Source organism: Acidilobus sp. 7A (genome assembly GCF_003431325.1).
Taxonomy (GTDB): Archaea; Thermoproteota; Thermoprotei_A; order Sulfolobales; family Acidilobaceae; genus Acidilobus.
The window spans coordinates 195125-220083 of record NZ_CP010515.1 but is presented as its reverse complement, the minus strand read 5'-3'; the positions used below and the strand labels follow the sequence as shown (position 1 = coordinate 220083).

At 60.8% G+C, this 24959-nt stretch carries 24 protein-coding genes and 2 pseudogenes; 19 read left to right on the top strand and 7 right to left on the bottom strand.

Going from position 1 to position 24959, the window contains the following annotated elements:
• The first annotated feature begins 33 nt into the window (after window positions 1-33).
• Window positions 34-1023 carry a Gfo/Idh/MocA family oxidoreductase gene (locus tag SE86_RS01085; protein ID WP_117353929.1) on the top strand — a complete coding sequence of 330 codons (990 nt, stop codon included), beginning with the start codon at window positions 34-36 and terminating at the stop codon, window positions 1021-1023.
• 43 nt (window positions 1024-1066) lie between these two features.
• Here SE86_RS01085 and SE86_RS01080 read toward each other — a convergent pair whose 3' ends face one another.
• Window positions 1067-1519 (bottom strand): hypothetical protein, encoded by a 453-nt coding sequence (locus SE86_RS01080; RefSeq protein ID WP_117353928.1) that lies wholly within the window; start codon window positions 1517-1519, stop codon window positions 1067-1069.
• A 56-nt stretch (window positions 1520-1575) separates the two neighbouring features.
• Here SE86_RS01080 and SE86_RS01075 point away from each other — a divergent pair, with 56 nt between their 5' ends.
• Both SE86_RS01075 and SE86_RS01070 read left to right on the top strand, forming a co-directional pair.
• Complete coding sequence (locus SE86_RS01075) at window positions 1576-1950, top strand: hypothetical protein (protein ID WP_117353927.1); 375 nt, start codon at window positions 1576-1578, stop codon at window positions 1948-1950.
• Between the two features lie 50 nt (window positions 1951-2000).
• Window positions 2001-2210 (top strand): CopG family transcriptional regulator, encoded by a 210-nt coding sequence (locus SE86_RS01070; RefSeq protein ID WP_117353926.1) that lies wholly within the window; start codon window positions 2001-2003, stop codon window positions 2208-2210.
• Here SE86_RS01070 and cysC read toward each other — a convergent pair.
• Window positions 2188-2739: an adenylyl-sulfate kinase gene (gene cysC, locus SE86_RS01065; protein ID WP_117353925.1), complete on the bottom strand. Its 552-nt coding sequence runs from the start codon at window positions 2737-2739 to the stop codon at window positions 2188-2190. The genes SE86_RS01070 and cysC overlap by 23 nt on opposite strands.
• Window positions 2740-2838: 99 nt before the next feature.
• On the opposite strand from cysC, the gene SE86_RS01060 reads away from it, so the two are divergent.
• The gene (locus tag SE86_RS01060; RefSeq protein WP_117353924.1) at window positions 2839-3078 is read left to right on the top strand and encodes a hypothetical protein; all 240 of its coding nucleotides are present in this window, start codon (window positions 2839-2841) and stop codon (window positions 3076-3078) included.
• A gap of 10 nt (window positions 3079-3088) precedes the next feature.
• A pseudogene (sat, locus tag SE86_RS01055) lies at window positions 3089-4248 on the top strand (sulfate adenylyltransferase).
• An 8-nt stretch (window positions 4249-4256) separates the two neighbouring features.
• Here sat and SE86_RS01050 read toward each other — a convergent pair.
• Entirely contained in the window at window positions 4257-5519 is a 1263-nt protein-coding gene (locus tag SE86_RS01050) for a hypothetical protein (protein ID WP_117353923.1), read from the bottom strand.
• 158 nt (window positions 5520-5677) lie between these two features.
• On the opposite strand from SE86_RS01050, the gene SE86_RS01045 reads away from it, so the two are divergent.
• From SE86_RS01045 to SE86_RS01005, 9 genes are all read left to right on the top strand, one after another.
• Window positions 5678-7123: a hypothetical protein gene (locus tag SE86_RS01045; protein ID WP_117353922.1), complete on the top strand. Its 1446-nt coding sequence runs from the start codon at window positions 5678-5680 to the stop codon at window positions 7121-7123.
• A 193-nt stretch (window positions 7124-7316) separates the two neighbouring features.
• Window positions 7317-9638, top strand: coding sequence for a M1 family metallopeptidase (locus SE86_RS01040; RefSeq protein ID WP_236747382.1), 2322 nt, complete (start codon window positions 7317-7319; stop codon window positions 9636-9638).
• A 68-nt stretch (window positions 9639-9706) separates the two neighbouring features.
• Entirely contained in the window at window positions 9707-11650 is a 1944-nt protein-coding gene (locus SE86_RS01035; protein ID WP_117353920.1) for a S9 family peptidase, read from the top strand.
• Entirely contained in the window at window positions 11647-12165 is a 519-nt protein-coding gene (locus SE86_RS01030; RefSeq protein WP_117353919.1) for an NUDIX hydrolase, read from the top strand. The genes SE86_RS01035 and SE86_RS01030 overlap by 4 nt, the downstream gene beginning before the upstream one ends.
• Window positions 12166-12215: 50 nt before the next feature.
• Window positions 12216-13139, top strand: coding sequence for a VIT1/CCC1 family protein (locus SE86_RS01025; RefSeq protein ID WP_148666731.1), 924 nt, complete (start codon window positions 12216-12218; stop codon window positions 13137-13139).
• Between the two features lie 63 nt (window positions 13140-13202).
• Window positions 13203-13964 carry a hypothetical protein gene (locus tag SE86_RS01020; protein ID WP_117353917.1) on the top strand — a complete coding sequence of 254 codons (762 nt, stop codon included), beginning with the start codon at window positions 13203-13205 and terminating at the stop codon, window positions 13962-13964.
• Between the two features lie 71 nt (window positions 13965-14035).
• A complete protein-coding gene (locus tag SE86_RS01015; RefSeq protein ID WP_117353916.1) occupies window positions 14036-14980 on the top strand; it encodes a (Fe-S)-binding protein in 945 nt (314 codons plus the stop codon).
• Entirely contained in the window at window positions 14973-16175 is a 1203-nt protein-coding gene (locus SE86_RS01010) for a lactate utilization protein B (protein ID WP_117353915.1), read from the top strand. Before SE86_RS01015 ends, SE86_RS01010 begins: the two co-directional genes overlap by 8 nt.
• Before the next feature lie 117 nt (window positions 16176-16292).
• Window positions 16293-17666, top strand: a complete 1374-nt coding sequence (locus tag SE86_RS01005; protein WP_211096619.1) for a YeeE/YedE thiosulfate transporter family protein — start codon at window positions 16293-16295, stop codon at window positions 17664-17666.
• 378 nt (window positions 17667-18044) lie between these two features.
• On the opposite strand, the pseudogene SE86_RS08325 reads toward SE86_RS01005, so the two are convergent.
• Window positions 18045-18482: pseudogene (locus SE86_RS08325) on the bottom strand (aldo/keto reductase); the annotation flags it as partial.
• A gap of 9 nt (window positions 18483-18491) precedes the next feature.
• On the opposite strand from SE86_RS08325, the gene SE86_RS00995 reads away from it, so the two are divergent.
• Both SE86_RS00995 and SE86_RS00990 read left to right on the top strand, forming a co-directional pair.
• The gene (locus SE86_RS00995) at window positions 18492-18692 is read left to right on the top strand and encodes a 4Fe-4S dicluster domain-containing protein (RefSeq protein ID WP_179948721.1); all 201 of its coding nucleotides are present in this window, start codon (window positions 18492-18494) and stop codon (window positions 18690-18692) included.
• A 55-nt stretch (window positions 18693-18747) separates the two neighbouring features.
• A complete protein-coding gene (locus SE86_RS00990) occupies window positions 18748-19956 on the top strand; it encodes an MFS transporter (protein ID WP_211096617.1) in 1209 nt (402 codons plus the stop codon).
• Here SE86_RS00990 and SE86_RS00985 read toward each other — a convergent pair.
• Window positions 19953-20987, bottom strand: a complete 1035-nt coding sequence (locus tag SE86_RS00985; RefSeq protein ID WP_117353913.1) for an aldo/keto reductase — start codon at window positions 20985-20987, stop codon at window positions 19953-19955. The genes SE86_RS00990 and SE86_RS00985 overlap by 4 nt on opposite strands.
• A 179-nt stretch (window positions 20988-21166) precedes the next feature.
• Here SE86_RS00985 and SE86_RS00980 point away from each other — a divergent pair, with 179 nt between their 5' ends.
• Window positions 21167-21961: an ATP/GTP-binding protein gene (locus SE86_RS00980; protein ID WP_211096616.1), complete on the top strand. Its 795-nt coding sequence runs from the start codon at window positions 21167-21169 to the stop codon at window positions 21959-21961.
• Here SE86_RS00980 and SE86_RS00975 read toward each other — a convergent pair.
• On the bottom strand, window positions 21958-22740 hold the full coding sequence (locus SE86_RS00975) for a GNAT family N-acetyltransferase (protein WP_117353912.1): 783 nt from the start codon (window positions 22738-22740) through the stop codon (window positions 21958-21960). The genes SE86_RS00980 and SE86_RS00975 overlap by 4 nt on opposite strands.
• A 65-nt stretch (window positions 22741-22805) precedes the next feature.
• Here SE86_RS00975 and proC point away from each other — a divergent pair, with 65 nt between their 5' ends.
• Both proC and SE86_RS00965 read left to right on the top strand, forming a co-directional pair.
• Entirely contained in the window at window positions 22806-23612 is an 807-nt protein-coding gene (proC, locus tag SE86_RS00970; protein ID WP_117353911.1) for a pyrroline-5-carboxylate reductase, read from the top strand.
• Between the two features lie 116 nt (window positions 23613-23728).
• Window positions 23729-24634, top strand: coding sequence for a cation transporter (locus SE86_RS00965; protein ID WP_117353910.1), 906 nt, complete (start codon window positions 23729-23731; stop codon window positions 24632-24634).
• Here SE86_RS00965 and SE86_RS00960 read toward each other — a convergent pair.
• Window positions 24570-24947: a hypothetical protein gene (locus tag SE86_RS00960; protein WP_117353909.1), complete on the bottom strand. Its 378-nt coding sequence runs from the start codon at window positions 24945-24947 to the stop codon at window positions 24570-24572. The two genes, SE86_RS00965 and SE86_RS00960, sit on opposite strands and share 65 nt — an antisense overlap.
• Between the last annotated feature and the right edge of the window lie 12 nt (window positions 24948-24959).

The window sequence follows — 24959 nt, the reverse complement described above, 5'->3', positions numbered from 1 at the left end:
CGGCAGCCCTCTTACTTAACTCGGCGAGCACTTTTGAGGATAGCGGTTGTGGGGAGCAGGGGCTTCGGCACAGTTCACCTGGCGGCTATGTCAAGGCTGAGGGATGAGGGCCTTGACATAGAGTACTACACCTTCAGCTCCTCAGAGCAGGAGGCCAGGGCCCTGGCTGAGAGGTTTGGGGCGGCGGGCCACTTCACAAACTACGACGACGTGCTCTCCTCGGGAGTGGACGCGGTTGACCTAGTGGTCAGCCACGACGCTCACATGCCCATGGCGTTAAAGGCCTTCAGCGCGGGGAAGCACGTGATGCTTGAGAAGCCCATAGCGAGGAGCATGGAGGAGGCGGAGGCCATAGTTAAGGCCGCCGAGGAGCACAGCCTCAAGTTCATGGTTGCCGAGAACTACCACTTCAACGAGACCTTCAACGAGCTCTACAGGCGCCTCCCGTCAATAGGCAGGGTCCACACGGCCATAGTCAGGGACATACACTTCAACCAGCCGAGGGGCTGGAGGAAGGTCAGGGAGCAGATGGGCGGCGGGGCCGTGATAGATGGGGGCATACACATGATTCACGTCATGCTTAACGCAATGGGCGACTACTCCTCCGTGTGCTCAACGGTATACCGCAGCGGGGCCGTTGACATGGAGGGTGAGGACGTCGGCATTGCAATATTTAACTTCAGGTCAGGCGCCAAGGGGGTCTACATGTACGGCTGGGCCTTCAAGGACTCCCCGGGGGTGCCGATAATAGAGGTCTACGGGGACAGGGGGTCAATCTACGAGGACCCGGGCTCTAGGCTTTTCATGGAGTCCAGGGGCTTTAGGTACTTCGCAAGGCACGGGGACCTGGTGGTGAACGGGCAGAGGGTGGAGGTTCCGAGGAAAGACATGATAGCAGAGGAGGTTAGGGCCTTCGCTGACTACGTCGACGGCAGGAGGAGGGACAACCCCATGCCGACAGAGCTTGAGCTCAGGGACCTGAGGGCCGTTCTTGACATATACTTCGCATCGTCAAAGTGCTAGGCCTCCTCAAGCCTTCTCCTGCTGTAAGACCTTCAAGGCAGGCTTAGGCGTTCTCCTCAGCTGGATTTACTCCCTCCGCCCATTCAGCGGCCCTCCTCTGCTTCTCCTTGATGCAGAGCAGGGCCACGTCGTAGGCGTACTCTACGTCCCTCTGCGTCAGCACCCTGTACCTGCTGCCCGTCCTAAGCATGTAGTGCTTCCTCAGCGTCTCAGCGACTATCTGCTCAAGGTCAAGCCCCCTCAGTATCATGGAGCCCACATCCCTGACCACCTCATCATTGCAGTCGCCCGGCCTAAATGGCGTAGACCAGCTCCTTACCCTCACAAGGCCCTCCTCCACGCACCTGGCCGCCTGGGAGTAGAGGTCGTCAAAGTCGCTGTCGCCCAGGTCGAGCTTGAAGTCATAGTGAAGGGTTGTTTTTATCATCTCCTTCGTCATGCCGAGGGCTATGAGGCCCGCCACCGCCCTTGTGAGCCCCCTGCACTGCTCGCTCAAGGGTCACACACAAGCAATTTATTTTTCCAGGCGAATTACGCCTTGCTGGCGGTCCAATGGACTGGGAGACCCTCGAGAGGGTGATGGTTAAGGCGCCGTATCACGTCGACTACATTGTCCCAAAGGATTCGATGCCAAGCCCTGAGAAGGCATGCCTCGAGCCCTCCATCGGCAAGTACAGGGGGCAGCTGAGGAACTGGAGGGCCACGCTCAGCGACAGCAGCTGCCTTCACGTCCTGGAGTTCAAGAACATATACGTGGTTCACAGGGACAGGGCAAACCTGAACGACAGCGTCGTAAAGCACATAGCCCTTGACGAGCCGCGCATGATAGTGCTGACCTTCTGGCTCCCGCTCCTTGAGCTTGCGAGGGTCCTCTTCAGGGTCATGTGGAGGAAGAGGATGAGGGCGAGAGGCAGCAGGTGCTACTGAAGGCGATGAGCTTTTGAACTCCTAAGGCCAGCGAAGGGGCGGGAACTAAGGTGTCAGGCGAGAGGGCTCAGGTCTCAGTTCCAAAGGACCTCTACGAGAAGGCTAAGAAGTACGTTGAGGAGCAGGGCACCTTCAGCTCAGTCGACGAGCTCGTCGAGTTCCTGCTGAGACAGCTGCTGGAGGAGCAGGGGGGCACGTCGATGAGTAAGGAGGACGAGGAGGCCGTGAAGGACAGGCTCAGGCGCCTCGGCTATCTCTGAGCCTTGAAGTGATGAGATTAACCAGCTTCTCAACGTTCTCGCTAGCGCTGTTCTTAACAGTGTCAAGCACAAGGTCGGGGCTCAGGGGCTCCTCGTAGGGGTCCGACACGCCTGTGAAGTTCTTTATCTCGCCGGCCAGCGCCCTCCTGTAGAGCCCCTTCGGGTCCCTCCTTATGCACTCCTCCAGGGGGCACCTGACGTAGACCTCTAGGAAGTCAGCCTCCTCAGAGACTATTTTCCTCGCCTCCTCCCTGGCCTCCCTGTAGGGGGAGACGAAGCTACAGAGCGCCACGACCCCGTTCCTCGCGAGCAGCCTTGCTACCCAGGCCACCCTGGCCAGGTGCTTGATTCTCTCCTCTCTCGTGTACCCCGCCTCAGGGTCTATGTGAGCCCTGAACCAGTCGCCGTCGAGCACCTCGGCCCTGTAGCCCATAGACCTGAGCCTCTCGGCCGCTGCTGTAGCTATAGTTGTCTTGCCGCTCCCGGGCAGGCCCGTGAGCCACACCACCAGGCCCCTCAGGGCTGACACCCGGTAGCTCTCCGGGGGCCCAGCATTTAAGCGGGACTTTTAATTAAGCTTAATTAAGCTTAAGTATGCCCCAGCGCGCTTAGATGCGCGGTGATACGCTTGGTCAGGAGGCCCCAGGGCGAGAGGGGCAGGTACACCACGGTGTCAATACCGACGCCGCTCTATGAGAGGATAAGGGCCCTCATAGCTGGCACAGGGTTCAGCAGCGTCTCCCAGTTCGTCACATACGTCCTGAGGGAGGTGGTGAGCGACATGGAGAAGGAGAAGGCCCAGAGCGCGGTCTCAGAGGAGGAGAGGAGGGAGATACTGGAGAGGCTGAGGAGCCTGGGCTACATATGAGGTGAGAGCCTTGGTGTCAGCGCCTCACGGCGGCAGGCTAATTGACAGGGTCGCGAGGGGCCGAGGGCCGAGAAGCTCTCCTGCGAGGCGGCCGAGCTGCCGATGATAGAGCTCCACGCCAGCCTGGCATATGACGTGGCCAACATAGCTCACGGCGTCTACAGCCCCCTCGAGGGGTTCATGACTGAGGAAGATTACGAGGGCGTCCTAAGGTCATCAAGGCTCACCAACGACCTCCCCTGGACAATACCCATAGTGCTGGACGTCGAGCCGAGGCTTGCGAAGGAGGTGCTGGGCTCTGACGTGGCCCTGAGCTACAAGGGCACCAGGTTCGCGGTTATGACCGTGGAGGACGCGTACCAGTGGGACAAGAAGGCTTTCGCCGAGAGGGTCTTTGGGACCTCTGACCCGGCCCACCCTGGCGTGGCGCTCCTGGCGAAGAGGGAGGGGCAGGCCCTAGTGGGCGGCAAGGTGGAGCAGTTCGCCGAGCTGCCCGAGCCGTTTGAGAAGTACAGGCTCTGGCCCAAGGAGACCAGGGTGCTGTTCGAGCAGCTGGGCTGGAGGAGCGTCGCGGCCTTCCAGACCAGGAACGCCCCCCACATGGGGCACGAGTATGTCATGAAGGCAGCCCTCAGCTTCGTCGACGGCCTCTTCGTGAACCCCCTGGTGGGCTGGAAGAAGTTCGGCGACTTCACTGACGAGGCCATAGTGTCGTCCTACGAGGTCCTGCTGAGGGACTACTTCCCGAGGTCGAGCTACGTCTTCAGCGTCCTCAGGATGAAGATGGTCTACGCGGGCCCCAAGGAGGCCATACACCACGCAATAATAAGGAAGAACTTCGGGGCAACCCACATAATAGTCGGCAGGGACCACGCCGGGGTCGGCTCCTTCTACGGCCCATACGACGCCTGGAAGATATTTGAGGACTTCCCTGACCTGGGCGTAACGCCGCTCTTCCTCAGGGAGGCCTTCTACTGCACCAAGTGCGGCACAATAGTCAACGACAAGATATGCCCCCACGGCGAGGAGTACAGGAGGAGGATAAGCGGCACAGAGATAAGGAGGCTCCTGTCCCAGGGCCAGAGGCCGCCGGACTATATGATGAGGCCCGAGGTTGCCGATGCGCTGATAAGCATGAAGGACAGGATATTCATAACGTCCTCCCAGTGACGCTTTAACTAATGGCGGTCTGAGGCGAAGGCCAGTATCAGGGTTCCAATTATTATCGCAACTACAGAGTAGCCGACGGCATCATAATATATGTCGTAGTCGAGCTTCACCACGCTGAAGCTGATCCCAGGGGCGCTCAAGGCCCTGCCGGCGGCCTCGTAGTGGTCAACCTCAGTGGTTTGCAGGGGGTAGACTGAGGGGCTCACAGCTATTGACGTGACCAGCTGGGGCACCGTGACGGCCGGCCTTGATGATGCGACCCAGCCTATGACGCTTCCATTGGCCTCAAGGTAGCCCTCCGCCGTCCCGTTAACGTAGATCCCCACGTAGCCCTCCGCCGGGGACAGCAGCCGGCCCACGAACTCTACGCCGTGCATGTAGGTGCTGATGCCGGTCAGCGTGAAGGGGTAGTCCATGACGGCGGTCGTGACGGCCCCTGGCTTAAAGCCTGAGGTGTACATGACTGAGGCCCAGCCTGCCGGAGGCCTCAGGTAGACCGCCAGGCCGTTGAGGGTTGCAGCTATGGCGGCGGCGCTCGCGTCGATGTCGTAGAGGTAGGCCGTCCCGTTGAGTATGAGTGCCGCGTACTCCTCGCTGCGATAGGTAATTATGCCGCCTGCCAGCGGCTCCCCCTCGTAGCCAGTTATGTAGTCCAGGGTCACGTTGAAGGGGTACTCGAGGGCCCTCGGGTCGCGGGGGCCAATCACGACGGCGTAGTCGTTGCCAAAGGTCATGGCGACGTCCCCGTCACCTAGGGCTGAGGCGCTCTGCGGGTAGAAGTAGGTGGTGAAGTTAGCCTCGTAGGCGGCCAGGCGCCCGTCGGAGAGGGTGACAGCGATGACATTATATGGGGGCACAGGCGTTGAGTTGACTATACCCCCAGCCGCTATGGCGCGGCCTGAGCAGGAGAGGGCGGTGAGCTCCCCGCTGACGTTAATGACGTAGTAGAGCGCGCGGCCGCCGCTTACTATTGCAAGGGCTGGCCTGCCGCCCAGGGAGCCGGCCAGCGCGACCTCCCCGCTGTATGAGCACGCCGCCGTTGAGCTCATGTTGACCTTAAGCCACTCCCCATTAGCGTAGAGCAGGGTGCCGTTATCAGATGTCAGCGCCATTGCGAGGTCCCTGGGGCTGAAGTAGAGCAGCCTGTAGTCCCCATTAACTAGGACGCCCCAGTCTGTTGAGCCTCTGGCGTAGGGGTGGGCCGCCAGTGAGACCGCTCCAACTATGAGGATAGCATAGACGAGGACCGCCACAGCCCACCTGGGTAGCAAGTGACCACCGCCAGGAGTCGCGGCGCCGAGGACTTTAAGACCTCCTCGGTAGCTTGGTGGCCTCAGCTCCTGTGGGTGAGCGCTTGCGGCGTCGTCCGTTCGGCTATGTGAGAAACCTATATAACCATCCTTAACACTTTCAATGTAGGGTGTAGGTATTGAAGTTTAAGGGAAGCCTAGCGGCTTCAATGATTCTTGCGGCGCTCCTGCTGCTCTCGCCGGTCGCAGCGCTAGCCGAGGGCGCGCACGTAAGCAAGGCCAACTACATATACGTGTACCCCAACAGCGCTGTGGTAGTCCTTGTTAATGGGACCGCGACCCTCAAGCATGAGGTGCCGCAGGGGACGACCTCCATTGATGTGACGTACTACAGTGGGTCAACATACTTCAGCTACAGCCACAGCGGCCAGCTGCCGCATCACTTCAGACACCACGCCATTCACGGCTTTAATGCCTTGCTCGAGGCCCTTCAGTCCTCTGGGTCCTTCAACAGGACCTCCAGCGGGAGGACCTCAGTGCTGACTTACAGGTCCACGACACTTGCTGTGTTCAAGAGCCCCAGCGGCACGCAGGAGTCCCAGACCAACGTGAGCCTTTACAGGCTCGTTGAGGCCATGACATCGCCTGAGCCGCTCTACCTGGTCACTCTGAGCCTCAACGCCTCTCACTACCCGCCCTCGCCAACATTCCAGGTCACCAAGTACGAGGTCATTAATGTGACGGGCATAAACGCCACGGTAAAGGTGTTTGAGAACGCGACGTTCGTCAGCGTGTTGATCACAGCATCGGTTAACGCGACCCCGACGTCGCCCAACACGACGCTGGGCCTCGCCCAGAGGGCGGTAGAGGCCGCCCTGACGCCTGGCTTCGTTAACGGCAGCTACAGCTACTACCTCAACGTTAGTGGCAATACTGCAAGGGAGTCGCTGAGCGTCAACGCTTCAGATAACCTGCTCAGCGAGGCGAGCGCGCTGCTCCAGGCCCTGTCCAAGGCTGCGCAGCAGGGCCAGGGCAACATGTTTAGAAGCATATTCAGCAGTCAGGGTGACGAGAACGGCCAGGGCGCCTTCGGAGGCCTCTTCAGCGGCCTCGGAGAGGACAACGACTTAGGTGACCAGCTGAGCAGCCTGCAGGGCCTTGTAAATAGCTCTGAGGCCTTCATAAACGCCACGGAGTATCTTGCGAGATACATAAGGCAGAACTTCAGGATTGTGGTGCCTTCTAGCGAGCAGCTCAACGTGACGGCGCAGGGCTACAATGTGACCTTCAGCTTCAGGAGCCCGATGATAATAAAGGCCGGTGCCACGAGCCCGAAGCAGACGCTGGCAGCGATACAGTACCTCATAAGCAACGCCTCGGCCTTCTACGAGCAGAACGGGCTTGACGACGCAGCCAAGGCCATAGCATCTATAGAGAACGAGGACGTGACCCTGGTGGGCGTGGGCGGCGTCAAGGTGTCGCCGACCCAGACGACATTCGGCAACCTGAGCTCCGTCACAGTGACCGTGCCTAGCGGGGCGACGCCCGCTGAGACTGTCATAGGCGGCTCCGCTGTAGTAGTAGCGCTGATAGTGGTGGCGTTCTTCCTCATCAGAAGGCACTGATCTCTAAGCCTTCTTTTTAAGTTAATTATCGAGCATCATTTTGCCTGCAACGTCCAGGCAAGGCGTTGCTTTAGGAGTAGGTATTAAGAATGGACTAACACCATTAATGCGAGGCCTCCATAGCGCTCCACAGGGGTGCGGCAGGGCCAAAGCTTATTTTTCCCCACGGCATATGTTGTTGGGAATAGGTTTGGTGTCGCCCAGGGCCTCGATAAGGAGGTACGCGATATTCCTTGACTTCGATGGCTTCAGGTACAGGGGCCACGAGGTCATAGAGCTTGAAACCGAGGAGGACCTAAGGCTTGACGCCAAGGGCCTCAAGGTAACGTCCGTGAGTGCCAGCGGGAGGGAGCTCCAGTTCGCTCAGGACGACGAGGGGGTCACTATAAGGACTGGGAGGTTCTCAGGCGCCGTTGAGGTCGACTTTGAGGGCGAGGCCAGGGACAGCCTTGTTGGCATCTACAGGGCCCCCTACGAGGGCGGCTACGTCATATCAACTCAGTTCGAGTCGGTCCACGCGAGGGAGATGTTCCCGTGCGTCGACAACCCGTCGTACAAGGCCAGGTTCAAGCTCTCAGTCCGCATAGACAGGGACCTGCACGCCATCTCAAACACGCCCATAGAGAGGGTCACGCTCGAGGGGAACAAGAAGGTAGTTGAGTTCATGGAGACGCCTCCCATGTCGACATACCTGCTCTACCTCGGCATAGGTAAGTGGGAGGAGGTCGTCGACAGGGACGGCCGCTACATAGTAGCCACCGTGCCGGGGAAGACGAAGTACGGCTCCCTGGCCCTCTGGGCTGCCAAGAACAGCGTGGGCTTCTATGAGAGGTACTTCGGCATACCCTACCCAATGCCCAAGATGCACCTGATAGCGGTCCCTGAGTTCGCCTTCGGGGCAATGGAGAACTGGGGCGCCATATCGTTCAGGGAGAGCGCCCTCCTGGCCCCTGAGAGCCCTGACCTGGCCCAGCGCAGGAGGGTCGTGGAGGTGGTGGCCCACGAGATAGCTCACCAGTGGTTCGGCGACCTGGTTACGATGAGGTGGTGGGATGACCTCTGGCTCAACGAGAGCTTCGCCACGTTCATGAGCTACAAGGCCATGAGCTCCTTCGCCCCGGAGCTGATGCCGTGGGAGGCGTTCCTCTACGGCGAGACCGACGGGGCCATGGTGAGGGACTCCCTTAGCACCACCCATCCGATACACGTGGAGGTCTCAACACCTGATGAGATAGAGGCCATATTTGACGAGATAAGCTACGGCAAGGGGGCAAGCATACTCAGGATGATAGAGTACTTCCTGGGGGAGTCATTCAGGAAGGGCCTCTCCTCCTACCTGGAGCACCACAGCTACTCCAACGCCTCAGCGAACGACCTCTGGACTGCAATACAGCCCTTCACCTCCGTGCCCGTGGTAGACCTCATGAATGACTGGATAATGAAGCCTGGTTACCCGTACATCAAGGTCGGCGTAGAGGGCGGCAGGGTAAGGCTTGAGCAGCACAGGTTCACAATAAGCGGAGGGGCGGAGGACCTATCTTACATGGTGCCAGTGACGCTCGAGGTCAACGGGCGCAGGGTCGACCTCGTGATGCGCGACAGGGAGCACGTGGTGGACGCGGGCGAGGAGGTAAAGCAGCTCAAGGCGAACCTCGACAGGGCCGGCTTCTACAGGGTGCTCTACTCCGACCTCTCAAGGCTTGCAGGGCTGAACCAGCTTGAGACTTACGGGCTGCTGAACGACTACTACTACTTCATGCTCTCCGGCCTAGTGGGCAGACAGGACTACCTGAAGGTCGTGGACATGAACTTCAACGTCACAGACTACCTGCCGAGCCTTGAGCTCAGCACGGAGCTCTACAACCTCTACATGGTGAACCCGACGACATTCATGGGCAGGGCGGTGGAGTTCCACAGGTCGCAGTACGCCCTCCAGTCCAGGAGGTCTGAGGAGCAGTACAGGGAGCTGGCTGGCGTCATAGCTGGGAGGCTAGCAAACATGGACCGCGCCTTCGCGGACGACCTCGCGTCGCACTTCGGCAGGGAGGTTGACCCCAACCTTAGGCAGGCGGTCTACATAGCTTACGCCGTGGCAACTGGGGACCTTGAGGGCCTCAGGAGGGAGCACGAGAGGCAGGAGCTGGACTCTGAGAAGATCAAGGTGCTCAACGCGGTGACCAAGATAAGGGACAGGTCCGTGCTGAGGCAGGCCATTGACTGGGTGGCCTCAAGCGAGAGGAAGCAGAACGTGCTCTACGTGCTCACCGCTGCCCTCAACCCTGACGGCCGGGACGTGCTCTGGGAGTGGCTCAGGGGAGGAGGCCTTGACCTGCTAGAGAGGGCGTTCAGCGGCACTGCTATAGCTGAGAGGTGGCTCGGCAACTACCTGCCGTTCCTCGGCATAGGCAGGGAGAGGGAGGTGGAGGAGTTCTTCACGGCAAGGCCAATAGGGAGGAGCCCGGGCGTCAGGAGCGGCCTGGAGCTGCTGAGGGCCTACTCAAGGCTGAGACAATAATTGCCTTAAGCGCCCTTAAAGTCGCCCTTTTATTCTTTGGCGCGACGTTCCCCACTGGTGTTTGAAAGTTGTCAGGCACGTCGCCTGAGGACCTGGCACGACTCGTCCTCGTCTCGAACCCCTCAGCCTCGCCTGACGGCTCAAGGGCCCTCTTCGTGGTGAGCAGGCCGAACCTTGATCAGAACAGGTACGACAGCTCCATATGGCTCTACGATGGCAGGTCGTACTACCCGCTCACCTCAGGGCCCGGGGACACCTGCCCGGTGTGGTCGCCCGACGGCTCTACGATGGCCTTCGTAAGGGCGGTGAGGCAGGAGGGGCAGCCGCCCCAGACGTCAATAATGGTGATGAGGCCCGGCTACGAGCCCTACGCCCTCTTCACCTGGCCCTTTGGGGCCTCAGCGGTGTCCTGGTCCCCAACGGGGGGATCCATAGCCTTCCTTGCTAGGAGGCCGCTGGCCGAGGGCGAGTGGAAGGACTACTCAAAGAGGGAGGCGCTCGTAGTTGAGAGGTTGCCCCCGTTCTTCAACGGCGAGGGCTACATATTCGACAGGCCACGCAACATATACTTAGTGGACTCAAGGGGAGGCACCCCCAGGAGGCTGACGTCGCACGCCCTTGACGTGAGCGACTTCTCCTGGTCGCCAGACGGCAGGGGCATAGCTTACGTCAAACAGATGGACGAGCTCAAGGCTCAGTACGACGAGCTCAGGCTCGTTAACGTTGAGACCGGGGAGGACGTGCAGCTGCTCTCGAAGGTCTCCATAGCCTCAGTGGCCTGGTCCCCCGACGGCAGGATGGTGGCGCTCCTCATGCACAGGTTCGAGAGGGGACTCTCAAGCCACTACAGGCTCTACCTCTACGACGTGAAAACCGGGGAGTTGACAAAGGTCGAGACAGGCCTTGACAGGAACCTGCTTAACGGCGTGAACAGCGAGGCCCGCGGGCCCTCGTGCTCAAAGCCCCTCCAGCTCTCAGGCAGCTGGGCCTACTTCCAGGTCAGCGACGCAGGCAGGGCGTGGCTCTACAGGGCCAGCGCTGATGGCAAGGTTGAGCCCATGCTCAGGCCTGAGGACGCAGTTGTCGACGAGTTCAGCGTCGCTGGCGACTCCGTCTACTTCACTCAGATGAACGAGTCGGAGCCCAGCGAGCTCTACGTCCTGAGGGGCCAGTCGGGCAGGAAGATTACGGACTTCAACTCAGGGCTGCTGAGGCAGCTCTCCCTGACCAGGGCGGTTAAGGCGAAGGCTAAGGCCAAGGACGGCGCGGAGCTTGACTTCTGGGTCCTAATGCCTAAGGAGGTCAAGGGGAGGGCGCCGTGGGTCCTCTACATACACGGCGGCCCTAAGACGAGCTACGGCTACGGCTTCATGGTGGCCTTCCACGTGCTGGCCTCAGCTGGCATAGCGGTGGTCTATGGCAACCCGAGGGGGAGCGACGGCTACAGCGAGGACTTCGCTGACATAAGGGGGAGGTGGGGCGCAGTTGACTACGAGGACCTAATGACGATAGCTGACGAGGCCGCCAGGCAGTTCCCGCAGCTTGACCCTGGCAGGGCCGGGGTGGCAGGGGGGAGCTACGGGGGCTTCATGACCAACTGGGTGATAACTCACACCTCAAGGTTCAAGGCAGCGATGACGGAGAGGAGCTGCGTCGAGTTCTACAGCGACTGGGGCACGAGCGACATAGGCTGGTACTTCGACGAGGACCAGCTCATGGCCCAGCCGCCGTGGAAGTCAGCCGACCAGTACCTGAAGGCGAGCCCCCTGACATACATAGAGGGGGCCACGACCCCGACGCTGATAATGCACGCCCTGGAGGACTACAGGTGCCCCGTGAGCCAGGCGCTCCAGCTGTTCACGGCCCTCAAGTACCTCGGCGTTGAGGTCAAGCTGGCCCTCTTCCCTGGCGAGAACCATGACCTGACCAGGAGCGGCAGGCCCAAGGTTAGGGTGGAGTACCTGAAGCTGATGCTTGACTGGTTCAAGTCCCACCTTGGTGAGGGCAGGTGAGCGAGCCGAGGCTAACCTCAAGGGAGGCCCTCTGCTCGGGCGTCAGGGTGAGGCTTGAGGAGCTGAGGTTCTCCTACAACGGGGCCGAGTTCAGGGCTGACAGGGTGGCCTTTGGCTCCTCGGTGGCTGTGCTCCCGGTTCTTGACGACGGCAGCGTGATACTGGAGAGGCAGTGGAGGCCCGCTATCAACTCGTGGGTCCTCGAGGCCCCGGCTGGGAGGATAGAGGAGGGGGAGACGCCCGAGGAGGCCGCGAGGAGGGAGCTCGAGGAGGAGACGGGCTACAAAGCCTCGAGGCTGACCAAGGCATATGAGGCCTACGTGAGCCCAGGGTACAGCGACGAGGTTCAGCACGGCTTCATAGCAGAGGGCCTCTCGAGGGTGGGTCAGAGGCTTGAGCCCGACGAGGTCATAAGGCTCGTGACCCTCAGGCCCGAGGAGGTGGCGAGGGCTGAGGTGCATGACCTCAAGACGCTCCTGCTGCTCTCAATTTACGAGAGGCTTAGAAAAGCCTAACTCAATAGAAAGGTTTTTCGGAGCCAGCGAGCTTATGGGAGGTGAGCGACTTGACAGGCATCGCTAAGGGTCTCACGGAGGAGGACCTAAGAAAGGTGGAGGGCTACTGCAGGGACGAGCTCAGCACATACATGCTCTACGAGGCCCTGGCCTCTGAGGAGAGCGGGGAGCTCTCGGAGAAGCTCAGGCAGGCCGCAGAGCAGGAGAGGGGCCACTACCTCTTCTGGAGGTCCCTGCTCGGGAGGGACTGCAGCGCCTCCCCGCCAGGCAGGGCCTTCAGGGCGCTCTACAAGGTCTTCGGGCCAGTGTTCACGCTTCAGGCCCTGGAGAGGAGGGAGGCCAGCGCGGCCAGTGAGTACAGGAGGTTCCTGTCCAGGGCCCCCCAGGAGCTGAGGCCTAAGCTTGAGAGCATAATTGCCGACGAGGAGGGCCATGAGTCCGAGTTCATCAGGGGCCTCAACGACGTCAGGGTTCAGTACCTGGGCTTCGTGGCTCTCGGCATGGCTGATGCCATAACAGAGCTAGTTGGAGTCTACGCCGGCTTCCTCGGGGCCACGACCAGGACCCTGATAGTAGGACTGGCGGGCCTCCTGGTGGGCTTCTCAGCAGCCATATCAATGGCGGCCGCGGCCTTTCTCCAGTCGAGGCAGGAGGGCTCCGTGAGGCCGGGCCTCAGCGCCGCCGCCACAGGTCTCTCCTACTTTGTTACGGCCCTCCTCCTCGGCATACCTTACCTTCTGCTCAGCAGCACGGCGGCAGCCCTCGTGGCGTCCCTGATGATAGGGGTTGTCATCCTTGCGGCCTTCCACTTCTACAGCGCCACCGTGAACGGCACGAGCTTCGCCAGGGAGCTGGCGGTAGGCCTTCTCATACTCCTGGGAGCCACCGCCGCGGGGCTGCTGTTCGGCTACGTAATAGGCAGGGCCTTCCACCTCTCCAGCCTCTTCGCTGGGTCGCTTGAGCTCCTGGCCTGACACCCTTTCTTCTAATCTCAATTAATTAGGTCCTGTGAGCCACATAAACAGAGGGGCTAAGGCTTGTCCCAGCCGAAGGTTGACAAGTACACCATAATAGAGGTGAGGCTGAGCGACTCGGAGCTGGCAACCCTTGAGAAGAGGGCCAAGGACGCGGGCTACCAGGACGTGAGGGCCTACGTGGAGGCCATAATAAAGGGGAGCGCCCAGCCCCCCGAGCAGGGAAGCCTTGACGCGCTGTCAAAGAGGGTCGAGAGGCTCATACAGGACGTGCTGAACCCCTTCACTCAGAAGGTCGATGACCTGGCCAAGAGGCTGGCCCAGATAGAGGAGGCCCTGGAGGAGCTGAGGCAGGCGAAGCCTCAGCAGGCCCAGGAGGTCAAGGAGACTGCGAGGGAGACTAAGAGGGAGGGGGCGCAGGGCTCCACGGCCCTTGAGAGGCTGAGGAGGCAGGGTGTCGTCTTCCAGGAGGAGCTCCAGTGGCTCAGGGCCCCGGACCGCTTCTTCGCAAAGCTTGAGAGGGAGGGGGCCGTCGTGCTGACCCTGGGCGACGGCAGGGCCGCTGTTGACCCCGATTTCTGGAAGAAGTTCGTGGCCGAGGTGGAGTCAACATCCCTTAAGGACTCGAGGCAGGTGAGCGACAAGGTTCAGGCCGACCTCGGGGACAGGGCGTCGGCCCTGTTCAACAAGATGGTCAGGAGCGGGCTCGTAATATATGACGAGGACCAGAGGAGGTGGAAGGTGAGCAGGTCAACTAAGCCCTCAGGCGTGCCAGAAGGCGAGTCCGAGGAGGAAGAGGAGGGCGAGTCCGAGGACTACCTGTGAGCTGCCTTCGAGTATGGACGCCGTTAGGCTGTCCTTAATAGTCTAGGTGCGCCTCAAGCGCAGGGGCCGGCTTGAAGTTCAGGGAGCTCCTGGAACTCATGGCGGAGCTCGACGAGAGGACAGGCTACCCCATGCCTGTCCCCAGGGGCTTCGCCTCCGAGTGGTCAAAGGACCTAGGCCTTGGAAGGTCTGGCAGCAGGAGGCTTCTCTTCACCGGGGCCCTCTACCAGCTCGTGCCTTACATAGAGGGCACGGTTGAGCTCCTCAGGGCCGTTGAGAGGAGCAGCGCCGCTGGCTGGGCGGCCCTCAGGCTCGCTAGGCTGGCCTCGGGGAGGCTTGACCTCTCCTCCCTTGTCAGGCCTGACCCGGAGCTCATAGGGTGGTCCAACAGGGTCCTGAGGTCCATGGTGAGGCTTCTCACCTCGGCCGGGGTCAGCTTCGACTACGTGCCCGAGCTCTCCGACATGTACAGCGGGGCCCTGCTCAGGGACTACGGCCTTGTAAACGCCTTCAGGAGGCACGCCGAGAGGGTGCTCAGCGCCATATCTTCTGCGGGCTACGAGGAGCTCATAGTCGTGGACCCACACACCATGGAGACCGTCACGAGGGGCTACTCAGAGGCCCTCGGGAAGGGGCTGAGGGCAGTGAACTACATGGACCTCGTCAGGCCCCTGGCTAAGGTAAACCTAAGGCTCACTGTACACGACTCCTGCGTCTACGCCAGGAAGATAGGCATAGTTGAGAGGCCCAGGGAGCTGCTCAGGGGGTCGGGGGCTGAAGTCGTGGAGGTCCAGAGGTCGGGCAGGTGGACCTACTGCTGCGGGGGACCTCTTGAGGCCCTCCTGCCCTCCCTGGCTGAGGCGGTCGCTGACGCCAGGGCTGCGGAGCTCAGGGGGGCCAGCGAGGTCGCAGTGACAATGTGCCCCATATGCTATGTAAACCTGCGCAGGGCCTCAATGAGGTCTGGCGTCAACCTTAAGCTGATGGACTTGGCCGAGGTGATAGGCGGTGAGTGACGAGCTCCTTGAGGCCTACGCTAGCGCCATACTTAGGTCGCTCGAGGACGGCGACCTAAGGGAGGCCCTGCGCACCTACGTGCCTGGCTCCGAGGAGAGGGTAAGGAAGTTCCTCGAGTCCAGGCCTGACATAGTCCAGCTCGCCAGGGAGGTCAAGGAGATAAAGGAGTACTCCATAGCCCACATGGACGAGCTCATAGACGATGCCATAAGATCATTGAAGTCTGTGAACGCCGCGCCCCACTACGCGGCTGACGCCAGAGAGGCCAGGGAGCTTGCCCTCGGTCTGGTTGGCAAGGGCAAGGTGGTCATCATGTCGAAGTCCATGACGGCCGAGGAGCTGGGCATAAGGGAGGCCCTGGAGGAGGCCGGCAACGAGGTCTGGGAGACGGACCTTGGGCAGCTTCTTGTTCAGCTGGAGGGAGGGAAGCCCATGCACTCCATAGCTCCTGCGATACACATGACGGTGGCCAAGGTCGCTAAGCTCCTGAGGGAGAGGCTAAACCTTGACGTCAGTCCCTCGGACACGCCCCAGCAGATGGTGGCTAAGGTGAGGCAGTTCCTAAGGTCTAAGTTTGTGAGTGCCGACGTCGGCATAAGCGGGGCCAACGTGCTGGCTGCCAGGGAGGGCGCGCTCCTGCTAGTTGAGAACGAGGGCAACATAAGGATGGTGACCAACCTTCCAAGGCTTCACATTGCCTTTGTTGGCGTCGAGAAGCTCGTGCCCTCGATACTTGACGCCTTCAAGGTGGTGCTTGTGCAGGCTGCCTTTGCCGGCCTCTACCCGCCGACCTACGTGAGCCTCATAGCGGGTCCCAGCAGCACGGGCGACATAGGTCACAGGAGGGTCTACGGGGCCCACGGGCCGGTCGAGGTCCATGTCGTGCTTGTCGACAACGGAAGGAGAGCCGCGGCCAAGGATGTAGCGCTCAGGGAGCAGCTCAGGTGCATAAGGTGCGGCTACTGCCAGTTCGTCTGCCCCGTGTGGGGCCAGGTGGCAAACAACTGGGGAGGTTCAACCTACGGAGGGCCCATGGGGGTCAACTGGACAGCCATAACTGAGGGCGTCGAGAGGGGGGCAGCCCTTGCCATGCTCTGCCTGGGCTGCGGCAGGTGCGACGTCGCATGCCCCGTTGAGATACCGATCTCAGGCATACTGGGTGACCTCAAGAGGAGGTATGTAGGTGAGGCATAGGAACACATACAATACTCTATTTAGAGAAAATCCTTAAATATACCATATTCTCTATTTAAAGAATAGGGGAGGAACGTGCAACAGGCACCTGTCCCTCTCTTTCAGGTGCAGCCCTGGGTGACGGCGATCTTCTACGCAGTCGTAGGCCTCCTCTTTGGGGTCCTGGCGGAGAGGACCACGTATTGCATAGTGGTGGCGACGCACCAGGTGATGGGCGTCAAGTACTCGAGGATATATGAGATGATACTTGCGGGCATCGCGGTCTCAGCGCTGGTGAACGGCCTCCTTGTCGCCTTCGGCGCAGTTCCCGCAGTTGACGCCTACAAGTTCTTCTTTGGGGTCGGCTGGTGGGACCTCGTGGGCTCGTTCATATTCGGCTTCGGCATGATGCTCGGCCAGGGTTGCATGGTAGGGATGCTGTGGAAGTCAGGCCAGGGCTATATCGTCAACTGGCTTGAGATACTTGGCATGATGGTCGGCACGGTCATATTTGCGTTCCCCATCTTCAACGGCCTCAACCTGGGCTGGTGGTGGAGTCACTACGCGACCCTCAACGTGCCCAACGGGAGCCCCCTGGACTACATACCCTACCTGCTCTCAAGGTTCATGTCTATACGCGTCGCAGCGGCCCTCGTCGGGGTCCTGTTCTTCGCTGGCATAATGGTTGCGGCCCTCTACTTCAGGAGGGAGAGGCTGAAGTGGGAGACGGGCAAAGGAAGCCCCTGGACGTCACCTTACTTCTACGGCACGCTCTTTGGCCTGTTCATGGTGGCCTCGTTTGTGTTCATGGCGGGCAGGGGCTTCAACTACCTCGGCGTCACGACGCCCGTGGGCCTGTTCACAGAGTACCTTACGGCGCCCTTCAGGGGCTTCATAGGCTCGGCGAGCGTAGCCGTCAACTGGTATCAGACAGCCCCGATAGCCAACGCGTTCACCTTCTTCATCCTGATGGTTATGGCAGGCGCCCTGCTGTCGGCCCAGGCCAGGGGGACGTTCGCCATAAGGCTCCCGGCGCCTGGGACCAACAGGGTTGCCGAGGCCTTGGTAGCCTTCCTCGGCGGGATCGTATTAGCCATAGGGGCGAGAATAGCCGAGGGCTGCAGCGTAGGAGGCTTCTGGAGCGGCCTCGCCGCCCTCTCGCTCTACGGCCTTGTGTACACCGTGGGCATAGTGACGGGCTCAATAGCTGGCTACTACGCCTACGTGGTCCTGAGCTCCTGGGCCGCCTCAAGGGGCGCCTCGACGGGGAGCCCAGTGATAAGGCTGATGGTGGGAAACTTTGACGCCAGTGGCCTAATAGCCAGCGTGGTCCTTGGGCTCGCCATAGCCGGCATAGGCGTTGAGGTCATGGCCTACAACGGCTACCTTAAGGCCAAGCTGGCGCCGGCCGTCGCCTGGCAGTGGAGCCTTGTCCTCGTGGCGCTAGGCCTCTTCATAATAGTTGCCAGCCTAGTCATTAACCTGGTCAGGGCCAGGGGTCGCGGCGCTTAGGTCCCCCTTAGCTCATGACTTGACTTTTTGTCTTTCTTTTCGGTCCTTATGTTGATGTCCTGAGGCCTTGACGCCCTCAAGTTGGTTGGAGTTAAGCATTATCCATCCTTTTCCTGAAAACGCTAATAAGCCTCGACAAGCCGTTATGATATTAGCCGGGACGAACCCACGCGAACTGACCTGCGTCCCGGGTCTGCATGTGCGTGGGTGGTCCCCCTTGTCTTTTTCCAAGGCCAGGGTTTCTGTGCGAGGACCCGCCTTGGTCGTGATGTCACTCTCTACACATGACTTCTTGGAGCCTGCCAGGGCCTCCTCTATGGCCTTCATGTCATCGTCCTTAAGGCTCACGCTCACCGCCTCGACGGCCTCGTCGACCTGGGAGGCCCTGCTGAGCTCAGGGACCACCCACCTGCCCTCCTTGAAGTCGTAGTACTTGCCAGTGAGGACGCCCTGGGCCAGGGGGCTGTAGACCAATATGGCCAGCCCGTACCTCCTGGCCACGTCGAGCCTGCCGTCCGCCTCTATCTCCCTCTCGAGCACGTTGTACTTCTCCTGTATGGATACAAAGCGGTCAGCCCCTATCCTGTCGGCCAGCTCGAGGAACTCGACAACGTCGTGGTCTGGGTGGTTGCTAACGTCCGTGTAGTGTACGAGGCCCATCCTGACCAGGTCCTGGAGGGCCCTCAGGGTCTCAAGCTTAGGCGTCTCTGGGTCGGGCCAGTGGAGCTGGTAGAGGTCTATATAATCAGTGCCAAGCCTCCTCAGGCTCTCCCTGGCCTGCCACATTATGTGCTTCCTGCTGAGCCCCTCCCCGTGTGGGGCCAGGTGGCAAACAACTGGGGAGGTTCAACCTACGGAGGGCCCATGGGGGTCAACTGGACAGCCATAACTGAGGGCGTCGAGAGGGGGGCAGCCCTTGCCATGCTCTGCCTGGGCTGCGGCAGGTGCGACGTGGCCTGCCCCGTTGAGATACCGATCTCAGGCATACTGGGTGACCTCAAGAGGAGGTTTGCAAGCAGTCTCTAAGCGTCTGTGCCTGAGCTTTTAAGTTACCACTGATAGTAGTAATTTGGGGTCAGGCTTGGCTCTCGGCAGGAGGCTGGCCGTCATAGTGGCCAGCGCGTCTGTCACCATGTTTGCGTGGGGAGTGGTCCTGGCCCTCGCGCCGCTCCTGACCGAGTGGCCCATAGTTCCCAGGAGCTACGACGTCTACCTCCTTGTCGCCCCGCCGGCCTCGCTGTTGGCTGGGAGCTTCCTCATGGGCAGGTTCACTGACGCCTTCGGCAGGAGGAGCGGCTTTATGGCGGACATGGTGATGTTCTCCGCCTCGATACCGCTGATACTCCTGGCCAGGGGCGCCCTCGACCTCATAGCTGGCGTCGCCCTGGCTGAGTTCTCCCTGGGCGGCGACGAGACGACCCTGCTCGCCTACCTGGCTGAGGAGGCGCCCGAGGAGCACAGGGGCAAGCTGCTGGTTGGCGTCACTAACATGGCCAACGTCGGCGCCCTGACTGCCTCAGCGCTGGCTATACTGACGGGGCTCTCGGTTAGCACCCAGAGGCTCGCCTTCGTCGCGCTCCTGGCCTCCGTGGTCCCAGTGATAGTCGTCACGAGGTTGATGGCCCCGGAGTCCTTCATGTGGCTTAAGTACAGGTCATGGGAGATGGTGACCCTGAGCAGGAGGGACTACGCCGTGAGGCTCTACTTCCTTATAACCATGGCGATAACTGTGGTCCTCACGTACGCCCTCATGGCGCTTGTGATAGGCCCCTACCTCTTCCCTAGGCTCACGGACTGGATAATATTCATATACAACCTGGGCGAGTCCCTCGCGGGCTTCGCCCTGCTGCCCTTCATAGACTCCACGAGCAGGAGGACGTTCCCGTTTGCGGCCTACCTGGGCGGGGTGGTAACGATGGCCCTCTTCATACCGCAGTACGTGGTGGCGAGGGGCTCACTCGTCGCCTTCGGCTCCCTGCTCTTCCTCAACGGGGTCTTCGGCGAGATGGCGTGGGCGGCGAGGGTAGTGATGGAGCCCGAGCTCTTCCCTACCAGGCTCAGGGCAACGGGCGTGGGCGCCGTCAGGGCGACTGCCTACTCCCTCTACGTGGCCTCCGTGTTCTTCACGGCCTCCTTCAACAACGTCGCCTACCTACTCTACAACGTCGGCCTCTGGGCCGTGGGCCTCTCGGGCGCCTCGCTGTGGCTCCTTAAGGGCTTTGACACCTCCGGCAGGCCCCTTGAGGCCATATCTGACGTCATGGCTCCGGCTAGGCCCAGCCGCGGCTAGGCCCGGCTCGCCAGGGCCTCATCTATGGCCTTCACATCATCGTCCTTTAGGCTAACATTGATAGCCTCAACGGCCTCGTCGACCTGCGAGGCCCTGGAGAAGCTGGTTATCGGTATCAGCGTCACCCCGAGCTGCTCGGACCTCTTGATCACCCAGGCCAGGGCCAGCTGGGCCAGGGTTATGCCCTTTGAGTCCGCCACCTCCTTCATAGCCCTAAGGGCAGCTGCTGTCCTCTCGTTGAAGTACCTCCTCTGGAGGTCTGGGACGAGCGAGGCCCTGCTGAGCTCAGGGACCACCCACCTGCCCTCCTTGAAGTCGTAGTACTTGCCAGTGAGGACGCCCTGGGCCAGGGGGCTGTAGACCAATATGGCCAGCCCGTACCTCCTGGCCACGTCGAGCCTGCCGTCCACCTCTATCTCCCTCTCGAGCACGTTGTACTTTTCCTGCATTGTAACGAAGCGGTCGGCGCCTATCCTGTCAGCAAGCTCAAGGAACTCGACCACGTCGTGCGCCGGGTGGTTGCTTATGCCGGTGTAGTGTACGAGGCCCATCCTGACCAGGTCCTGAAGGGCCCTCAGGGTCTCTATCTTTGGGGTCTCGGGGTCCGGCCAGTGCAGCTGGTAGAGGTCTATGTGGTCAGTCCCCAGCCTCCTCAGGCTCTCCCTCACCTGCCACATTACGTGCTTCCTGCTCAGCCCCTCGCCGTTGGGCCAGGGAGCCATCTGCCCCCTCACCTTGGTGGCCAGGACCACCGACTCCCTGTCCACGGTGGCCAGGAACCTGCCAACCACCCTCTCAGAGTTGCCGACGTGATCAAGGTCAACCGGCTGCATGATGCCGTGGTACCTGTTGGCCGTGTCTATGAAGTTGACGCCAAGGTCGTAGGCTCTCCTCATAGCCTTGACGGCCTCGTCGACGTCAACCTTGAGGACGCCGTGCTCGTCAAGCTCCCTCGAGGGCGGCAGGTGCCACGTGCCCACGCAGAGCTGGGAGACCTTGGTGCCGCTCCAGCCGAGCCTCACGTACCTCAACGCGGCTCACCGGGCCATCAAGTCCTGGCCTTACCTTAAGCCTTTCCCGCATCATGGCTAGCGGCTAAGGTTATTAGCCTCAGACAGAACTCCCAGTCCAAGGGGAGAGGCCCGCGCGAACTGGACCCGCGTCCCGGGCCTGCGTGTGCGCGGTGCTTTCCCAGCCCTGGTGCTTAGGCTTGAGGTTCATAGTTGTGGTGGGGCCAGCCGGGTCGGGCAAGAGCACGCTCACCATGCAGCTGGCCAACGTGATGGAGTCCTCGGGCGCCTCCGTGGTCAAGGTGAACTTCGACCCAGCTGAGGACAAGCCGCCCTACGACCCTGACGTTGACGTCAGGGACTATGTAACAGCGGAGGAGTTCATGGATAAGGGGCTGGGCCCCAACGGGGCGCTGGTCACAGCCATAGACTCACTGATAAACCACGTTGACAAGGTCAGGGAGGAGGTGGAGCAGTTCAAGGCGGACTACGCCATCATAGACACGCCTGGGCAGCTCGAGCCCTTCGCCTACAGGGTCGGAGGGCCGCTGGTCCTGGACGCCCTGATACAGGACGACAAGGCTGTCACCGTGTTCCTGATGGACTCCGTGTTCTTCGAGAGCCCGGCCGACATAGTGTCCATACTCACCCTGGCCTCCTCTGTTAACGTGAGGCTCAGGAGGCCCCAGGTCAACGTGATAAGCAAGGCTGACCTGCTGAGCCCGGATGTAGTGAACAACGTGCTCCCCATGCTCCACGAGGAGGGCTACCTTGAGGCCGCGGTGAGGAACTCAGAGGCCCTGAGGGGGGTGGAGCTTAACATATCGCTCAGCCTCGCCAGGGCCCTCTACGAGGCGGGCTACATAGGGGAGATCCTGCCGGTCAGCGCCTACGACGAGGTCAGCCTCAAGGAGCTCTACGGCAAGGTCCAGGAGGTCCTGGAGGGAGGGGAGGACTACGCCATCTATGACTATGACGAGGACCAGGGCGACTAGCCCCTTGCAGTGAGGAGGGCGCTGTAGCTCAGCGCCCTGGGCCTGTAGTTCAGTAGCGTGTTGACAGCGATGCTCCTCACGTTGTCAACTTCGACGCTTATGTAAGCCCTTCCAGCCCTGGCGAGGGCCTCCTCGGTTGCCACGCTTGACATACTTATGCCAACCTTGCGCCCCCTGTACTCAGGGTCCACGAAAAGGGAGCCAAGGTACCACCAGGAGTCCGTCACGGCGTAGGTCGCGGCCACGGCCACGAGCCTGTCGCCGTCCCAGGCGCCTATGGCGGTGCCCCTCATTATCATGTCGTCCGCCATGGCCGCCCTGGCCTCGTCCCACTTGGACAGCAGGTCCCTCAGCTCCTCTATGTTGTGCTCGTCGAGCACCGAGAACGAGAGGAAGCTGGGCACCACCTCGAACTTCCTGAAGGTGTCTCTGTCAACCTCCATGACATGAAATGCCACCACGTCCTCGAGTATCACATCCCCGGTCCTCAGCAGGGCCTGTATGAGGTCAAGCCTTGACGTGTTCGCCCACGCCCTCCCCCTGTCCCTCAGGACCCTCAGGAGCTCCTCGGCCGCGCCGTCGCACCTGGAGCAGACGACGTCTACGAAGTAGTCGTCCGAGTAGTTTGACCTGAAGACGCCCACGACCCAGCCGTCGCCGGCTGCAAGGTCCTCCAGGGAGCTGAGCCACTGGGTGCCCTCCAGCTGGCCAAGCATGAAGATGGATGCCATGTCCATAGTTTCCCTCAGGAGCCTCAGCTGGCCCTCGCCTAGGCTCAAGTTCGACCCCGCTGGCCTGTGTTGAACGCTTTTTAAATCACTACCCTCCTGGCACAGCGAGAGCTTTGACTAGAACTGTAGCAGTTTTAGGAGCCGGCACGATAGGGAGCGCGATAATAAAGGGATTGTCAAGGTCAGGCAGTGAATTCAGGGTGATAGCTACAGCTAAGAGCGAGGCCACGCTCGCCAGGGTGAGGCAGCTGGGCGTTGACGCCACAAGGGACAACGTGAAGGCCGTGGAGGAGGCAGACCTAGTCATACTAACCGTGAAGCCGTACTCCGTCAGGGAGGTCCTAGCTGAGGTCTCAGCGGCCCTCGACGGGAAGCCGCTGGTTTCACTAGCGGCCGCGGTCAGCACAAGGAGCCTGGCCTCGTGGGTCCCAAGGGCTAAGGTGATAAGGGGGATGACAAACATTAACGTTGAGGTTAGCGAGGGCTTCACGACCCTCTCGGCTGGCCCAAACTGCGACCAGGCGGCCAGGTCCACTGCAGAGGAGTTCTTCAGGAGGCTCGGCCACGTGGAGTGGGTTGACGAGAGGTACCTGGACGCACTTACAGCGCTGAGCGGCAGCGCCCCCGCCTTCATAGCTGAGGTAATAGATGCCCTGGCCCTGGGCGGCATAGCCGCTGGGCTCCCAAGGGACCTTGCCTATAGGGCCACCCTCATGGCTATGATGGGGACTTCAAGGAACCTGCTCGAGAGCGGCAGGTCACCGCACCAGATAAGGGACATGGTGCTGACGCCAGCTGGCACTACAATAAGGGGAGTTATGGTAATGCAGGGCAACGGCCTGAAGAGGACCCTCATGGAGGCGGTGCTTGAGGCCGCCAAGAGGGCCAGCGAGATGAGGGAGGAATTAGGCCTCGAGTAACTCCATGTATATCAGCGGGCCGGTTTAGACTACCCTAAAATTAATAAGGGCCCTGAACGCAATAGAACAGTGAAGGAGGCCCCTCCTTGCGGGGTGATAGGGGAAGGTGATGCGCCTTGATTTCAAAGGAGTTGCTGGACCGGTCGTCGAGGCTGTTCCTGCTGACCGGCCTGGTGGGGCTGCCCCTGGCGGCCTACGAGCTCTACCTGGGCCTAGGGAGGGGCTACTACATATTCCAGGCTGACGGCTACCACACGCTTTTCGACTCAATTATGGCGGCTCTGTATGCGGTGATACTCAAGGTCGCCTACAGGAGGTCCAGGTCGTTCCCCTGGGGGCTCTACAACGCTGAGGGCATAGCTACTATACTGGTGTCCATATTCGTGATGTACCTCGTGGGCTCCGCATTTGTAGGGTCCCTCAGCGAGAGGTACGCGCCGCCAGCCTGGACCTCGTGGGTAATCTGGGCCAGCGCCGCAATGTCAATAACGATTGCAGTGCTCGAGGTCAGGTACGCGAGGTTGATGATAGTTAAGAGCGACGTGATGCACGCCAGCGTGGACGCCGCCATAGACCTGGCTGCCGGCGGCGTGATAGCTGCGGCCGACGCCAGTCTGATGCCAGTCATAACTGGCTCCATGTTTGTAGTTGTGCTCTACGCGGCCCTCAGCACCTCGTTGACAGCCATCAAGGCTCTGCTGGGGGCGGAGGTCCACGGCGTCGGCCTCAGGACTACGATAGAGAGGGGCCTCAGGGCCATGAGCATAAGGCCCCTCAGGATATATGTGGCCAGGGCGGGCTCCTTCTACCTGGTGCAAGTCATAATACCGCTGCCGCCGGAGACCACGCTCGCTAAGGCCTACGGGGTCAAGAAGAAGGTCGCCGGCTTCATACTGTCGCTCGACGGAGTCCTGACGGCCGACGTAAGGGTTGTGCCCAGCTCACCTGCCAGGCAGGCTAGAGCTCATCAGGGAGCTTTTTATTCTTTAGCTGAAAGCCGGACAGCTCGCTCTCCTCGCTGAGCTCCTCCTCGAAGGGTTTCATCCGCTTCGCCTTGCTCTCTACGGCGAAGGCGCACCTGCCGTCAGGCAACATGGCCTTCTTCTCACAGTAGGCGAACCTGCACTGGGACCCGACGCACCTGTCGCCCACTAGGGAGCAGATAGCAACCTTTACCGGCCTTCCCCTGTAGTGCTCGGTGGTTATCCTAAGCGCCTTCTGGCTGCACCTGAAGAAGGGGCAGAGAGGGTTACACCTGTCGCCGATAGGCTTAGGCCTCGGCTCCTGCCTGGCCCCCTGGTTCAGCTCCTGTCTCGGATCCTTTCTGAAGCTCACAGCGAGTCCCTT

What these genes read in the sequence shown, in the direction of transcription:
- SE86_RS01075 (WP_117353927.1), top strand. Translation starts at nt 1,576, where the DNA reads ATGGACTGGGAGACCCTCGAGAGGGTGATGGTTAAGGCGCCGTATCAC.